The 14,651-nt window shown below is 47.5% G+C and carries 14 protein-coding genes; 3 read left to right on the top strand and 11 right to left on the bottom strand.

The window, feature by feature from the left end; translation table 11 throughout:
- Nucleotides 1–86: 86 nt before the first annotated feature.
- Together NOG12_RS01095 and NOG12_RS01090 are read right to left on the bottom strand one after the other, a co-directional pair.
- Nucleotides 87–371, bottom strand: a complete 285-nt coding sequence (locus NOG12_RS01095; protein WP_313932177.1) for a hypothetical protein — start codon at nucleotides 369–371, stop codon at nucleotides 87–89.
- Nucleotides 361–540, bottom strand: a complete 180-nt coding sequence (locus tag NOG12_RS01090; RefSeq protein ID WP_153826043.1) for a hypothetical protein — start codon at nucleotides 538–540, stop codon at nucleotides 361–363. Before NOG12_RS01090 ends, NOG12_RS01095 begins: the two co-directional genes overlap by 11 nt.
- A gap of 140 nt (nucleotides 541–680) precedes the next feature.
- Between NOG12_RS01090 and NOG12_RS01085 the strand changes: the two genes are divergently transcribed.
- Both NOG12_RS01085 and NOG12_RS01080 read left to right on the top strand, forming a co-directional pair.
- Entirely contained in the window at nucleotides 681–1,604 is a 924-nt protein-coding gene (locus NOG12_RS01085; protein WP_313932176.1) for a pirin family protein, read from the top strand.
- Between the two features lie 17 nt (nucleotides 1,605–1,621).
- Entirely contained in the window at nucleotides 1,622–2,107 is a 486-nt protein-coding gene (locus NOG12_RS01080) for a hypothetical protein (RefSeq protein WP_110075331.1), read from the top strand.
- A 12-nt stretch (nucleotides 2,108–2,119) separates the two neighbouring features.
- Here the strand turns inward: NOG12_RS01080 and NOG12_RS01075 are convergent, their stop codons facing one another.
- From NOG12_RS01075 to NOG12_RS01060, 4 genes are all read right to left on the bottom strand, one after another.
- Entirely contained in the window at nucleotides 2,120–2,872 is a 753-nt protein-coding gene (locus NOG12_RS01075) for an SDR family oxidoreductase (protein WP_110075332.1), read from the bottom strand.
- A gap of 3 nt (nucleotides 2,873–2,875) precedes the next feature.
- On the bottom strand, nucleotides 2,876–3,964 hold the full coding sequence (locus tag NOG12_RS01070; protein WP_313932175.1) for a phosphotransferase family protein: 1,089 nt from the start codon (nucleotides 3,962–3,964) through the stop codon (nucleotides 2,876–2,878).
- Complete coding sequence (locus tag NOG12_RS01065) at nucleotides 3,965–5,191, bottom strand: acyl-CoA dehydrogenase family protein (protein WP_313932174.1); 1,227 nt, start codon at nucleotides 5,189–5,191, stop codon at nucleotides 3,965–3,967.
- Between the two features lie 99 nt (nucleotides 5,192–5,290).
- Nucleotides 5,291–6,226 (bottom strand): LysR family transcriptional regulator, encoded by a 936-nt coding sequence (locus NOG12_RS01060; protein WP_153826040.1) that lies wholly within the window; start codon nucleotides 6,224–6,226, stop codon nucleotides 5,291–5,293.
- A gap of 144 nt (nucleotides 6,227–6,370) precedes the next feature.
- Here NOG12_RS01060 and NOG12_RS01055 point away from each other — a divergent pair, with 144 nt between their 5' ends.
- On the top strand, nucleotides 6,371–6,934 hold the full coding sequence (locus tag NOG12_RS01055) for an FMN-dependent NADH-azoreductase (RefSeq protein WP_313932173.1): 564 nt from the start codon (nucleotides 6,371–6,373) through the stop codon (nucleotides 6,932–6,934).
- Nucleotides 6,935–7,021: 87 nt separating this feature from the next.
- Here NOG12_RS01055 and NOG12_RS01050 read toward each other — a convergent pair whose 3' ends face one another.
- The 5 genes from NOG12_RS01050 to sucA all read right to left on the bottom strand — a co-directional run bounded on the left by NOG12_RS01050 (nucleotide 7,022) and on the right by sucA (nucleotide 14,595).
- The gene (locus NOG12_RS01050; protein WP_313932172.1) at nucleotides 7,022–7,882 is read right to left on the bottom strand and encodes a DMT family transporter; all 861 of its coding nucleotides are present in this window, start codon (nucleotides 7,880–7,882) and stop codon (nucleotides 7,022–7,024) included.
- A gap of 177 nt (nucleotides 7,883–8,059) precedes the next feature.
- Nucleotides 8,060–8,932, bottom strand: a complete 873-nt coding sequence (gene sucD / locus NOG12_RS01045) for a succinate--CoA ligase subunit alpha (protein WP_110075336.1) — start codon at nucleotides 8,930–8,932, stop codon at nucleotides 8,060–8,062.
- Nucleotides 8,932–10,098, bottom strand: coding sequence for an ADP-forming succinate--CoA ligase subunit beta (sucC, locus tag NOG12_RS01040; protein WP_110075446.1), 1,167 nt, complete (start codon nucleotides 10,096–10,098; stop codon nucleotides 8,932–8,934). Before sucC ends, sucD begins: the two co-directional genes overlap by 1 nt.
- Before the next feature lie 146 nt (nucleotides 10,099–10,244).
- Nucleotides 10,245–11,774, bottom strand: a complete 1,530-nt coding sequence (gene odhB / locus NOG12_RS01035) for a 2-oxoglutarate dehydrogenase complex dihydrolipoyllysine-residue succinyltransferase (RefSeq protein ID WP_313932171.1) — start codon at nucleotides 11,772–11,774, stop codon at nucleotides 10,245–10,247.
- A 13-nt stretch (nucleotides 11,775–11,787) separates the two neighbouring features.
- On the bottom strand, nucleotides 11,788–14,595 hold the full coding sequence (sucA, locus tag NOG12_RS01030; RefSeq protein ID WP_313932170.1) for a 2-oxoglutarate dehydrogenase E1 component: 2,808 nt from the start codon (nucleotides 14,593–14,595) through the stop codon (nucleotides 11,788–11,790).
- Nucleotides 14,596–14,651: the final 56 nt, after the last annotated feature.

Raw genomic sequence — 14,651 nt, 5'->3', positions numbered from 1 at the left:
TCATCCTGTGATATGAGCCCTATTTGGGCTCTAAAGTAATCATGAAAAGGTCTTTGTTTTTCTCAAGTTTAGCTCGGGCATCACAACTACATGGCCAAATAAACTAAGCTTGCCACGATCAGTAAGATAATGGGAAACAGCACAATCGGTGCTTGATACCAACGCAATACGGGCTGCTGATAAGGTTCATCCGTCACCCTACTGGTATCTCGTCGTTGTCCCCCTAGCCAAGCGCCACCGGCTGCAGCCACTAACAGGCCAACAATCCGATAACTTGAGGTGGCATCGCCAGCTGGTGCTAGCACCAGTAACAACAGCCCCACTATAATTACAGCCAATGCGGCAATTCGCTTCGCAATACTAGTTGTCATTGTTGTTTATATGTCCTTGCTTAGCGGCTTTGCGCCAACTGATAAAAAATCCGATTGCACCACCTGCTTGCATGACTAAACCAATAATAATGGTCACCAGGTTGTGCTCCCATACGCCGCTCAACATAGCGGCAAACCCGATGACTAGAATCAAGATTGCATAAATCATGATTATCTCCTTAGGTTAGGACCTCACCTTACTTAAATTTGGATGCCGAATAAAGCCTCTTGGGTGGATATTCGACTATTGTCGTGGCCAATGCCATACTGATGGCTATCGATATTAGCCACCCTTTGCGAGTAAAGCCCATGAGTAGAAGCGCCAGCGATCAGCACTTACAAGAATGTGACTCTAATCCAGGCGGCGGTGTATTAAAGATCCTGCATAGCAAAACCAAGCCATTAACCGCTCAGTTGCAAGTGCAGCGGGTGGTGCCGCAAGCAGAGCTAAGAATGATTGGTCCTTGGTGTTTTTTAGACCATTTCGGTCCTCTAACAACGCCCGCCTATCAGGATTTCAATATCCCGCCTCATCCGCACATTGGGCTACAGACGATAACTTGGTTATATTCGGGCGAACTCATGCACTATGATAGCTTAGGTTATCAACAAGCCTTGCGCCCAGGTGAGTTAAATCTAATGACCTCAGGCCGCGGTATCAGTCATGCCGAAATAGCGCAAGATAATCCCACCCAGCCTTTGCATGGGCTGCAATTATGGTCCGCCTTACCCCCAGCTGATGAGCTAACTTACCCACGCTTTGATCACTATCGCGATTTGCCACAGTTTGCCCTAGGCGAATGCACTGCCACCCTAATTGTTGGCGACTATTACGACCGTTTACTGAAGCAGCGCTGGCAATCACCTGCGCTGAGTTTCCATCCAAGCCTGGCATTAAGCCTAACCACCCCTCGTACCACAGTGCTAAGCTTGTCACTTAACCCCTCGTTTGAACATGCTATCTATATCGTGAGTGGCAGCTTATATCTGGTGGACAGTGAACTAACCCAGCCCATTACTGCCCATCAATTACTGGATCTAGGCAGTGAACGTGACCATTTAGAAATAGAGCTTGCCGCAGATACTCGAGTGCTGGTATTAGGTGGTGAGCCATTTGGTCAACATCTGTTTATGCGCTGGAATTTTGTCAGCACCGAGCTTGCACGGGTTGAGCAAGCACAACAAGATTGGGATAATGGCCACCCAAGATTTGGCGATGTTAATACTGATTGAGCAAAAAAGGATAAACAATGCTGGCTAAATTACGTTCTGCTGCAAACCGACTGATGTTATGGGTTATTGCTGCAGTGATCACTTTAGCCGTGCTGTTTGTGTCGGTATTGTTATACAAATGGTGGGTCTTTGAGCCAGAGCCGCCAACCGCGGCCGCCTGCGAAGCCTTGCAGGTGTTACCACTCAAAGCCAACGACCAGTCTGCCGTAGCCGCTGAAATTCAAGTCTACCAGTGCCAACGCGGTAAACGTGAGCAATGGCAAGGCTTTGAAGTCTGGCTACGCCAACCACTCAGTAACGATTGGCAACGTATCGCGACTGCCGAGCAAGGCCAATGCCTGACTGTGAGCTTAGCTAAACATGGCCAACTCATCATTCATCACAGTCATAGCCGTGGTGACCTACAGTTGGCAAAAAGTTCTGTGATTTACCGTAATGAACAAGGTCAACCCTTCACCCTAGCGGTAAGCAGCGAGCGCACTGAAGACTGCCCGCTGCCTTAGGGCTAACACGAGTTAACCTAACTTCATCACCCACTTTAACGGCAGACGCTTCATTAAAAAGCCAATCAACGCCCATGGCCAGCCGGGCACATAAGCTTGTACCGGCTCTCGCTCAATCGCCTTCACCAAAGCCTTACAGCCCGTTTCAGTATCCACCATAAAGGGCGTGTTCTTAACTTTTTCGTTAATTTCAGAGCGTATAAACCCAGGTAAAATAGCGCTTACTTTAACCTTTGATTTGGTTCTAATTAAATCAGCGCGAATACCTTCGGTCAGTGCCAATAAGCCAGCTTTAGTAGCGGCATAAACGGTCATGGCGCGCGGCATACCTCGTAACGCACTAATAGAGCTAATGGTCACCAAATGGCCATGCTGTTGTTGATAGAAAATCTCTAAGGCCGCCTCACATTGGGCTAAGGCAGCTACAAAATTAGTTTGTGCGGTTTGCACATTGGCATAGAAATAGCCAGTTCCTAGCGATGCACCTTTGCCCATGCCTGCATTCACAATCACTCTATCGATGCTACCAAATTCCTGTTGAAACTCTTTAAACACCTGAAACACTGCATCATGATCGTTTACATCCAAGGCTTTTACGGACACTTTCACGCTCGGATACTGTTGCGCTATTTCGCTTTTAAGTTGCTCTAAACGTTCCGTACGGCGGGCACATAGGGCGAGGTCACGCCCCTGTTTAGCGTATTCGCGGGCCATGCCCTCACCTAATCCAGAGCTTGCGCCGGTTATCAATATTGTTTTACGCATGCATTATCCTTGTTTCATTCGTTTGCGGCAGCGCCAATGCAAATAATTCACCAAAAACCAGAAATTCTTGAAAGCTGGATTACGAGTCTGACCATGGTGATAGCGATAATAGATTTGTTGCGCTATCACACTTAACCGAAACAACCCAAACACCTCGTAAAAAGCGAAATCTGATGCATCAAGCTGCATTTTGTCACAGTAGTAATCAATCACTTGCTGACGGGTAAACATCCCCGGCAAATGCGTTGGCTGACGCCTGGTAGAACGGGCAATAGCATCGTCATCGGCTTGAATCCAATAGGCTAAGCTGTTGCCAATATCCATTAATGGATTACCCAAAGTCGCCAGTTCCCAATCCAACACCCCAATGATGTTGGTGGGCTCGTGGCTATCTAGCACCAAATTATCAAAGCGGAAGTCATTATGGGTCATACAAATGGTTTCGGTGGGTGGCATATGTTCAGCTAACCACCGCATGATGCCTTTACCCGATGGCACATTCCAGGTTTTAGCGCGGCGATAGCGCTCACTCCAACCACTCACTTGGCGCTCTGTGTAGCCTTCACCTTTAGCAAGATCCGTCAAGCCGGCCGCATGAATGTCAACTTGATGTAATTCTATGAGGCAGTCTAACGCACGTTGGCATAAGGTGCGTGTTTGCGCGGTGGATAACTCTAAATTGCGCGGCATATTTTTGCGTGGAATAATGCCATGCAGCCGATCCATGATATAGAAATCGGCCCCAATAATGCTTTCATCTGCACAATAATGGCGCATTTTAGGCACATAGGGATAAACCGGTTTCAGCGCTTGCTGAATACGAAACTCGCGGCCCATGTCATGAGCTGATTTAGCTTTAGTGCCAGCCGGTGGCCGCCGCAAAATTAAATCGGCATTGGCGCAAGCTAGACGGTAAGTCCAGTTTGAAGCCCCACCACTAAACTGGGTCACCTGCATCGGCCCAGTTAGGCCCTCTAAATGTTGCTGTAAATAAGCTAGTAGCTCAGCTTCAGGTAGCTCTTCACCGGGACGAACCTGACCGGCTTTATCTTCTAATGCTTGCTCTTGTTGCACATGTTGCTCTTGTTGCACTTAGCGCTCCCGATACTTAGCTAATTCAACTTTAGCAATGGTTGCTCGATGCACAGCATCTGGACCATCAGCAATGCGTAAGGCGCGCGCTACGGCAAACAAAGCAGTTAGCGGCACATCATGGCTCATGCCGGCGCCACCAAATAATTGAATGGTTTCATCTACCACCATCTGCAAGGCATTAGGTGCCGCGACCTTGATTGCAGATATTTCAGCAAGGGCTTTCATCGCCCCAACTTGATCTATTTTCCATGCTGCATAAAAGGTCAGCAGGCGCGCTTGATCAATAGCTATCCGCATATCGGCAACCCGCTCTAAGTTACCACCAAGCTGCAACAGCGGTTTGCCAAACGCAATACGTTCAGCCCCTCGCTGCATAAATAACTGAAGCGCTTTCTCGGCCGCTCCTAAGGCGCGCATGCAATGATGAATACGGCCTGGCCCCAACCGCCCCTGGGCTATCTTAAACCCGTCACCCAAGTTGCTAATTAAGTTTGCCTTAGGTACTCGAACTTGATCAAAAAGCACTTCGCCATGACCGTACGGTGCATCATACTCACCAAAAGCAGGGAGCATTCGTTCCACGGTGACGCCAGGGGTATCAAGCGGCACAATGACCATACTATGGCGCTGATGTTTAGGTGCTTCAGGGTTAGTTAGGCCCATCACTATGGCAAACTTCGCCTGTGGATGACCTAACCCAGTAGACCACCATTTACGCCCATGAATAACGATATCATCACCATCGGCAGTAATTTGCGTTTGCATGTTAGTTGCATCTGATGAGGCAACATCCGGTTCTGTCATACAAAAAACCGAACGAATCTCACCGGCAAGCAAGGGCGTTAGCCATTGTTGCTTTTGCGCGGCACTGCCAAAATGATACAACACCTCCATGTTGCCGGTATCCGGTGCATTGCAGTTGAAAATTTCCGGTGCAATTAAACTATGCCCCATCACCTCGGCTAACGGCGCATACTCGAGAGTCGTTAATCCTGCCCCGAGTTCCGCGTCGGGCAAAAATAGATTCCATAGCCCAGCTGCTTTGGCACGTTGTTTAAGCTCATGAATCATCGGGGCGACTTGCCAATCACGCCATTGCCCATCTGGGTTCAAGCGGCGATTTTCTTTGTGGTAATTGGCTTCTATTGGTTCAATATGCTCGCGCATAAAGTCAATTAACCGCTGCCGATATTGCAGGGTCTTGGCACTCGGAGAAAAATCCATCGTCTGGGCCTTGTGTTGTTCTGAAATCGTTATTAGTAGTACGTTTTCGATAAAACTTAAACGCTTGTTTAAATGATTGTAGTGAAGCGGCGCTAAAACTCAATCAATATTTGTTAACGAACGTTTCGCAATCACCGGCAGTCGGGCTGCCAAAAAATCTATAAAGACCCGCACCGCAGGCAGCAAGCCTCGGCGGTAAGGGTACACCATATGCATAATACCTAGTGGCAATGACCAATCGGGTAACACGCGTTCTAATTGCCCGGCAGCTACCGCCTGTTGGCACAAATAATTTGGCAGCGCCACCATTCCCAACCCAGCAATTGCAGCCTCTCTGAGAACAATCATATCGTCGGTGATTAACCGAGGTCGGAAACTCACGGCTAATTTATCGCCCGTATCTGAGGTTAAGTCATAGCGATATTGACCGCTGGTGTAGTGCAAACTTAAATGTGGAAAATGCACCAAATCTAACGGATGTTGTAACTCTTTAGCTATCGCAGCAACGTCGCCGCACGTGGGGCTTCGATAAAGGGTCAAGGGAGCATCGGCCAGCGGTCTTGCAATCAGCGATGAATCTTCAATACTTGAGCGCACCCGCAGCGCTACATCAATGCCCTCATCAATCAGGTTCACAGGCTTATTAGTCACCATCAGATTCACTCGTACTTCAGGATACAAGGCCATAAATTCGGGTAGTAACGCCACCAGCATGCTTTGGCTAATAGCATAGGGAGAGCTCACATGAATATCCCCTCGCGGTGTATCCATCACCAGTTGCGTCACTTGTTGCGCCGCTTCGGCCGCTGCCACTAGCGTTTCACAATGCACCAGAAAAGCCTGGCCCACATCGGTTAGCTTAAGGCCGCGTGTACTTCGATGCAGCAGCCTTACCCCCTGCTGTTCTTCTAATTCTGTTAAGCGCCGACTCACGGTCGATTTTGGCATCTTCAGATCACGGGCACCGGCACTGACGCTGCCCGCTGCGACCACTTTGGCAAAGATTAAATAATTGGTGAGATCAGGTAATGCCATAAGTTTCCCTTAACTGCGACCTTGTTCCATATATGGAACGATACTTTCCAATATACCTAGTTACCGACATAAATGGAACAGTGTAGAATATTCATCATCAGTTAATACCCAAACCTACAGCGCAAAAAATTTTGAGAGGTTGTTTTGAATATTTTACACATAGATTCAGGCATTTTTATTGATCAGTCTGTTAGCCGTAAACTAAGCGCCGACATAGTCGCGCACCTGAGTGCGAAGCAATCGCCCACTCAGTTGGTGTACCGTGACTTAGTTACGCAGCCTGTGCCTCATTTAGATGCAAGCACATTATTAGACGGCGACAACGCTCTTACTCAGCAACTGATTGCTGAGGTACAAGCGGCCGACGTGTTAGTCATCGGCGCTCCTATGTACAACTTTACTATCCCAACTCAGCTGAAAGCTTGGTTAGATCGTATTTTAAAAGCTGGCGTGACCTTTAAGTATACCGAACAGGGTCCGGTTGGCTTGCTTAGCAATAAAACCGTGTACATAGCATCAGGTCGCGGTGGTATCTACAGCCAAGGTGAGGCAGCAGCCATGGATCATCAAGAAAGCTATTTAAAACAAGCGTTAGCTTTTGTCGGTATTACTGATGTTCACATCATTCGTGCGGAAGGCGTCAACCTAGGTGAAGAACCGCGAGCAACTGCCTTGGCAGCAGCGGCAACCACAGTAGCCTCACTCTAGTATCTATTTGTTGTGTGTTAAGCCCTTGAGCGACTCTAGCGAGTCGCTTTTTTTTGCCTATGGGTTGCTGTGTGTGTCGCAGTACATCTAAGTACGTTTAAGCACCACCACTAAGATGCCACCTAGAATTGTAACTGCTGCAATCAGCAAATGCATGGTAAGTACTTCATGAGCAATCAAAACCCCACCTAGGGCAGCAATTAATGGCACTAACAATTGTCCAATAGCGGCGGTCGTCACAGTTATTTGTGGCAGCACTAAATACCAGATAGCGTAACCGACACCTGAAGTAATAGCTCCAGAAACCATGGCCAGCATCACTCCATCGGTGGATACGATGAGATCTGGGGCTTGCCACCAGAAGGCGAGCAACACAAAAGGAATAGCTCGGACAAAATTAAAGGCAGTATTGGCGAGCGGAAAACCACGCCCGCGTCCATGTACTGAATAGAATCCCCAAGCCACACCGGCACTAGCCATCAACATAGCAGCTAAGAGTGACGACGGCAGCTGCATGCTAGGCACCAGCAAATACACAAAGCCGCCAAAGGCAATGATCACCCCCAACCATTCTCGGCGGCTTAGCCGCGTACCTTGATAGAGGGTTATAGCTAACATACTTAACTGCACTGCGGTAAATAACACTAACGCACCAAATCCTGTTTGCAACTCCACATAGGCATAAGAAAAAGCAATAGCATACCAACTTAGAGTAAGTGCACCCCACCAACTGCCCTTACTATAGGGTTGTTTTTGCGGCCGATGAAAGAAGCTACGTAACCACACCAACAGCACCAACATCACAGCCCCACTCACTATTCTGATCACAAGAAATGAAGCAGGATCTATGGCAGGCTCAAGTAATGCATAGCGATTAAGAATGGAATTTCCGGCAAACGCTACTAGTGCTATTGCAAAAAGAACAACTAATTTGAGACGGTTTACCATAGTCTGCTCCAGCAACTCTGCGGTTTGACGGTTGAGAAAAGATTGAGATGTAAGCTTGTCCCCCACCTTACCACGACCCTTATGGACCTTGTAGATAAAGCCATGATCTTGCACGCACAAAAAAGCCGCTCCATGGAGCGGCTTTTATTTAAGTTAGCAAGGATGCCGAAGCAGAGCTTACCAGCCCGTTTTTTCACGCAAAGCTTTACCGATATCGGCAAGACTACGCACGGTTTTAACACCAGCTGCTTCTAAGGCTGCGAATTTCTCGTCTGCAGTACCTTTACCACCAGAAATAATCGCACCAGCATGGCCCATGCGCTTACCTGGAGGAGCAGTCACACCAGCAATGTAAGATACTACTGGCTTGGTTACGTTATGCTTGATGTACTCTGCAGCTTCTTCTTCAGCAGTACCGCCGATCTCACCGATCATAACGATAGCTTCAGTTGCTGGATCTTTTTCGAACATCGCTAAGATATCGATAAAGTTTGAGCCTGGGATTGGGTCACCACCAATACCTACGCAAGTAGATTGGCCGAAACCTTCGTCAGTTGTTTGCTTAACAGCTTCATAGGTTAAGGTACCTGAACGAGATACGATACCTACTTTACCTGGCTTGTGAATGTGACCTGGCATAATACCGATCTTACATTCGCCTGGAGTGATCACGCCTGGGCAGTTTGGACCAATCATACGAACGCCTTTGTGCGTCAAATATTCTTTAACGTACAGCATATCGATGGTTGGAATACCTTCGGTGATACATACAATCAGCTCGATACCAGCATCTGCAGCTTCAACAATTGAATCTTTACAGAAAGGAGCTGGTACGTAGATAACTGAAGCAGTTGCGCCAGTTGCTTCTACAGCTTCGCGTACCGTGTTGAATACCGGTAAACCCAAGTGCGTTTGACCGCCTTTACCTGGAGTTACACCGCCAACCATTTGCGTACCATAGGCAATCGCTTGCTCAGAGTGGAATGTACCCTGACCGCCAGTAAAACCCTGGCAGATGACTTTGGTGTTTTTATCGATCAAGATAGACATTATTGACCTCCTGCCGCTGCAACCACTTTATCAGCTGCATCAGATAAACTTTCTGCTGCAATGATGTTGAGGCCACTTTCTGCTAATTTCTGCCGACCTAGTTCTGCGTTGTTACCTTCTAAACGCACTACTACAGGTACTTTCACGCCAACTTCTTCAACTGCGCCCATGATGCCTTCAGCAATCATGTCACAACGAACGATACCGCCGAAGATGTTAACTAAAACAGCTTTAACAGCGTTGTCAGACAAGATGATTTTGAATGCTTCAGTAACGCGCTCTTTGGTTGCGCCGCCACCAACATCCAAGAAGTTTGCTGGCTGACCGCCGGCAAGTTTAACGATGTCCATCGTACCCATCGCCAAACCAGCACCGTTCACCATACAGCCGATGTTGCCATCTAGAGCTACGTAGTTTAATTCCCACTTAGCTGCTTGGGCTTCACGCTCGTCTTCTTGGGAAGGATCGTGCATTTCACGGATTTTTGGTTGACGATACAGGGCGTTACTATCGATGTTGATTTTGCCGTCTAAGCAATGCAAGTTGCCTTGGTCGGTAATCACTAACGGGTTGATTTCTAACAATGCGAAATCGTACTGTTCAAACATCTTCGCTAAGCCCAAGAAGATTTTAGTGAATTGCTTCACTTGCTCTGGATTTAGGCCTAGTTTGAAACCAAGTTCACGACCTTGGTATGGCTGTGCGCCAACCGTTGGGTCGATGATTGCTTTAAGAATCTTCTCTGGAGTTTCTTCTGCAACTTTCTCGATTTCTACGCCACCTTCGGTTGATGCCATGAACACAATTTTACGTGTTGCACGGTCAACAACTGCACCTAAGTAAAGTTCTGAGGCGATGTCAGTTAAGCTTTCTACTAAAATTTTAGCGACCGGCTGACCGTTTGCGTCAGTCTGATAAGTCACCAAGTTTTTACCTAACCAGTTACTCGCAAATGCGTGTACTTCGTCTAAGCTAGAAACCAATTTTACGCCGCCCGCTTTACCGCGGCCGCCTGCGTGTACTTGCGCCTTAACAACCCAACGCTCGCCACCAATTTTTTTAGCAGCTTCTACGGCTTCATCAGCAGTGTCTACTGCAAAGCCTTCAGATACTGGCAATCCGAACTCTCTAAAGAGTTGTTTAGCCTGATACTCATGCAAGTTCATGATGATCTTCCGATTCGTTTGAACAACAAAAGCAGCGTCATGCTGCTTACCCGAAAATTTCGCGCACATTTTAACGTTTTGTGCGGAAAAATAATAGCCGCTTGTGTCATTGTCATGTAACTGACATCAAGCGGCTGTGTTATTTGTTAAATATCCAACAATAAACGCTGTGGATCTTCTAACAATTCTTTGATGGTTACTAAGAAGCCAACGGATTCTTTACCATCAATGATGCGGTGGTCGTAAGATAACGCCAAGTACATCATAGGTAGAATTTCTACCTTACCATCAACCGCCATCGGACGATCTTGGATTTTGTGCATACCCAAGATAGCGCTTTGCGGCGGGTTCAAGATTGGAGTTGAAAGCAATGAGCCGAATACGCCACCGTTAGTGATGGTGAAATTACCGCCTTGCATATCTTCCATAGTTAGTTTGCCATCACGACCCTTAAGTGCCAGATCACGAATGCCATTTTCAATATCAGCAATGCTCATCTTATCAGTATCACGTAAAACTGGAGTTACCAGGCCACGCGGTGTAGATACAGCGATGCTAATATCAAAATAATTGTGATAAACAATGTCATCACCATCAATCGATGCATTCACTTCAGGGAAACGCTTCAACGCTTCAGTAACAGCTTTGACATAGAAACCCATAAAGCCTAAACGGGTATCATGGCGCTTCTCAAATTCATCTTTGTACTTTGAACGTAAGTCCATGATTGGCTTCATGTTAACTTCATTAAAAGTGGTTAACATGGCAGTTGCATTTTTGGCTTCTAGCAAACGCTTAGCTATGGTTTTACGTAAACGCGTCATAGGCACACGTTTTTGTTCGCGCTCACCGGTTGCTACCGCAGCTGGGGCACTTGCTGCTTTCGCTGGCTCTGCTTTTTTGCTGCCTTCTTTCAGATGTTTTTCAACATCTTCTTTAGTAACACGACCGCCTTTACCAGTGCCTTTAACATCAGCTACTTGCAGGCCATTTTCAGCTAGCATACGACGTACTGCTGGCCCGGCAACTTCGCTATCGCCTTCATCACTAGCTTCTTCTTTAGCGGTGTCTGCTTTGCTTGAATCTGCAGCTGCGCTTGCGCCTGCTTCAACAATACCGATCACGTCATCAGCGCCTACAGTGGCACCTTCGTCAAACTTAATTTCAGCCAAAACCCCGTCAGCAGGAGCTACTACTTCTAGCACCACTTTGTCGGTCTCGATATCCACTAAGTTTTGGTCACGAGTTACTGCATCACCAGCCTTAACGTGCCAAGTAGCGATGGTCGCATCAGCAACTGACTCTGGCAACTGAGGCACTTTAACTTCTAGCTTTTCACCAGAACCTGATGCTTGTTTAGCAGCTGGCTGGTCGGCCTTAGTTTCAGCTTTATCAGCTTTGCTGTCGTCTTTACTTTCTGCTTTAGCAGCGCTGCCATCAGCTTTCTCTAGCTTACCGATAACCTCGTCAGCACCTACAGTGGTGCCTTCTTCAGCAATGATGTCACCCATCACGCCGTCATCCGTTGCTACGACTTCTAACACCACTTTGTCGGTTTCGATGTCGACAAGGTTTTGGTCACGTGAAACTTTGTCACCTGGCTTAACATGCCAAGTAGCAACAGTTGCATCAGCAACTGATTCTGGTAATTGTGGAACTTTAATATCTATAGCCATGGTCAATTATCACCTATTTAATGGTTAGCGCGTCATCGACTAATTGTTGCTGCTGTTTATTGTGCTCAGACAAATAGCCTACCGCAGGTGCAGCAGATGCAGCACGACCGGCATACGTTAACTGAGCGCCCTTCGGAATTGCGGCCCAGAAATGGTGCTGGCTACTGTACCATGCACCTTGGTTCTGAGGCTCTTCCTGACACCAGACAAAATCTTTTACATGCTGATAATCTTTCATGATTTCAGCCATTTCTTCCGCTGGGAACGGATACAATTGCTCAACCCGAATAATTGCTACATCGGTTTGCTCGCGTTTACGACGCTCTTGTAACAAGTCGTAGTAAACCTTACCGGAACAGAGTACCACGCGTTTCACTTTTTTCGGATCTAAAGAATCGATTTCAGCAATCGCATTTTGGAACACGCCACTGGTCATATCCTCAAGATCAGATACCGCTAGCGGATGCCGTAACAGCGACTTCGGCGTCATCACGATCAATGGACGACGCACGGGACGTAACTGCTGTCGACGAATCATATGGAACACCTGAGCAGGTGTGGTAGGAACACACACCGACCAGTTATGATCTGCTGACAGTTGCAAGAAACGTTCTAACCGCGCCGAACTATGCTCTGGCCCTTGTCCTTCATAGCCATGAGGTAACAATAGAGTCAAACCACACAAGCGGCCCCACTTTTGTTCACCTGAGCTTAAGAACTGGTCGATAACTACTTGTGCGCCGTTAGCGAAATCACCAAACTGAGCTTCCCACATTACCAACGATTTGGGCTCTGCGGTAGCATAACCGTATTCAAACGCCACCACCGCTGCTTCTGATAATACCGAGTCATAAATTTCGATTTGGCCTTGGCCTTCACGAATATTATTTAGCGGCATAAAGGTGCTTGCGTCTTTTTGGTTATGCAATACGGCATGCCGATGGAAGAAGGTTCCGCGGCCTGAGTCTTGCCCAGTAAGACGGATATGCACCCCTTGGTCCACCAAGCTGGCATAAGCTAAGGTTTCAGCAAAACCCCAATCTGCTGGTTTTTCACCGGCAGCCATTTTAGCGCGTTCTTCGTAAACCTTTTGAACTCGTGAATGCAGCTTGTGAGCTGTTGGCACAGTACTCATCGCCTCGCCAAGCTTAGTTAGCTGTTCGCGACTAATTTTTGCGTCGTAATCAACATCCCACTCGTTACCAATATATGGCTTCCAATCTGACGAGTGACTCTTCATGTCACGCCATTCGTCTACGACGATCTCACCTTTATCAAGTAAGTCACGGTAGTTATTGATCAAACTTTCTGCTTCATCCGCTGCCACAATACCTGCATTGACCAAACGCTCAGCATAGATGGCACGAGGCACTGGGTGCTTCTTCACCTTGCTATACATTAGCGGTTGCGTTGCACTAGGTTCATCGGCCTCATTGTGGCCATGGCGGCGATAACAAACTAAATCGATCATCACATCGCGTTTGAACGTATTACGGAAATCAAGCGCTAGCTGAGATACAAAAATTACGGCTTCAGGATCATCTGAATTAACGTGGAAGATTGGCGCCTGCACCATTTTCGCAATATCAGTACAATACTGAGTTGAACGAGTGTCTTCACGCTTAGAAGTGGTGAAACCTACTTGGTTGTTCACCACAATACGAATCGAACCACCCACCTGGTAGGCGCGGGTTTGAGACATATTGAAGGTTTCTTGCACGATACCTTGGCCAGCGATGGCAGAGTCACCATGGATGGTAATAGGTAGCACTTTGGCACCATCTTTATCGCCTAACCGATCCATCCGTGCCCGCACTGAGCCCATCACCACCGGGTTAACGATTTCTAAATGCGATGGGTTAAATGCTAAGGCTAAGTGCACATCACCGCCTTTAGTAGCAAAGTCTGACGAAAAGCCTGAATGGTATTTCACGTCACCAGAGCCTTTGCTGATGGCATGCTTGCCAGCAAATTCATCAAATAGATCTTGGGGCTTTTTACCTAAGACGTTCACCAGCACGTTTAAACGACCGCGGTGCGCCATACCGATAACAACTTCTTTGCCACCGTGCTCGCCACTGCGATGAATCAACTCTTTAAGCATAGGTACCAGAGCATCGCCACCCTCTAACGAGAAGCGTTTTGCGCCTGGGAATTTTGAGCCTAAGTATTTTTCCAGGCCATCAGCCGCAGTTAACTCTTGTAACAGTTTACGTTGCTGCTGTTGCTCAAATTTAGGACGGCCACGCACGCCTTCTAGACGTTGCTGAATCCAACGTTTTTCTTCGGTTGACACGATATGCATGTACTCAGCACCCACTGAGCCACAATAAATATCGTTCAACACTTGGTAGATTTCGCCCAACTTCATGGTCTCTTGACCAACGGCTAGCGAACCTACATTAAATTCTTTGTCAAAATCGTCTTTGCTAAGCTCGTGGTGCTCTAACGACAAGTCCGCAACCGGCTCTTGTTTCCACAAATCAAGCGGGTCTAGGTTGGCGTGCTGATGGCCACGAAAACGATACGCATTAATCAGCTGCAAGACCTTCACTTGCTTCTGATCAGGAGCCCCTGCGGCAGCAGTGCCTGCTTGCTTCAATTTATTCTTGGCAAGGGTACGAAATTGGTCACGAATGGTACTGTGCTTAGTATCTTGAGCACTGCCTTCACGCGGCAGCTGATCAAAGAAAGTGCGCCACTCGTCACCCACCGACGTCGGGTCGTCGAGATATAACTCAAACAACTCTTCGACATACGCCATGTTACCACCGGCTAGGTGGGAGGATTCTAGCCAGGCTTGCATTACGCCATCTTGCATCGCTGTTCCTTCACACTCGTTTTACAAAAAAATAGCCACCCAAGCTGGATGGCTAT

This window comes from Pseudidiomarina fusca (assembly GCF_032227045.1).
Classification (GTDB): Bacteria; Pseudomonadota; Gammaproteobacteria; order Enterobacterales; family Alteromonadaceae; genus Pseudidiomarina; species Pseudidiomarina fusca.
Note: the sequence above shows the minus strand (reverse complement) of the source record. Positions and strands in the feature narration are given on the sequence as shown.

Bases quoted from the DNA above. Each gene is read 5' to 3' on its own strand.
- NOG12_RS01075 (WP_110075332.1), bottom strand. From the start codon at position 2,872: ATGCGTAAAACAATATTGATAACCGGCGCAAGCTCTGGATTAGGTGAG.
- odhB (WP_313932171.1), bottom strand. From the start codon at position 11,774: ATGGCTATAGATATTAAAGTTCCACAATTACCAGAATCAGTTGCTGAT.
- NOG12_RS01095 (WP_313932177.1), bottom strand. From the start codon at position 371: ATGACAACTAGTATTGCGAAGCGAATTGCCGCATTGGCTGTAATTATA.
- sucD (WP_110075336.1), bottom strand. From the start codon at position 8,932: ATGTCTATCTTGATCGATAAAAACACCAAAGTCATCTGCCAGGGTTTT.
- NOG12_RS01060 (WP_153826040.1), bottom strand. From the start codon at position 6,226: ATGGCATTACCTGATCTCACCAATTATTTAATCTTTGCCAAAGTGGTC.
- sucC (WP_110075446.1), bottom strand. From the start codon at position 10,098: ATGAACTTGCATGAGTATCAGGCTAAACAACTCTTTAGAGAGTTCGGA.
- NOG12_RS01065 (WP_313932174.1), bottom strand. From the start codon at position 5,191: ATGGATTTTTCTCCGAGTGCCAAGACCCTGCAATATCGGCAGCGGTTA.
- NOG12_RS01050 (WP_313932172.1), bottom strand. From the start codon at position 7,882: ATGGTAAACCGTCTCAAATTAGTTGTTCTTTTTGCAATAGCACTAGTA.
- NOG12_RS01090 (WP_153826043.1), bottom strand. From the start codon at position 540: ATGATTTATGCAATCTTGATTCTAGTCATCGGGTTTGCCGCTATGTTG.
- sucA (WP_313932170.1), bottom strand. From the start codon at position 14,595: ATGCAAGATGGCGTAATGCAAGCCTGGCTAGAATCCTCCCACCTAGCC.
- NOG12_RS01085 (WP_313932176.1), top strand. From the start codon at position 681: ATGAGTAGAAGCGCCAGCGATCAGCACTTACAAGAATGTGACTCTAAT.
- NOG12_RS01080 (WP_110075331.1), top strand. From the start codon at position 1,622: ATGCTGGCTAAATTACGTTCTGCTGCAAACCGACTGATGTTATGGGTT.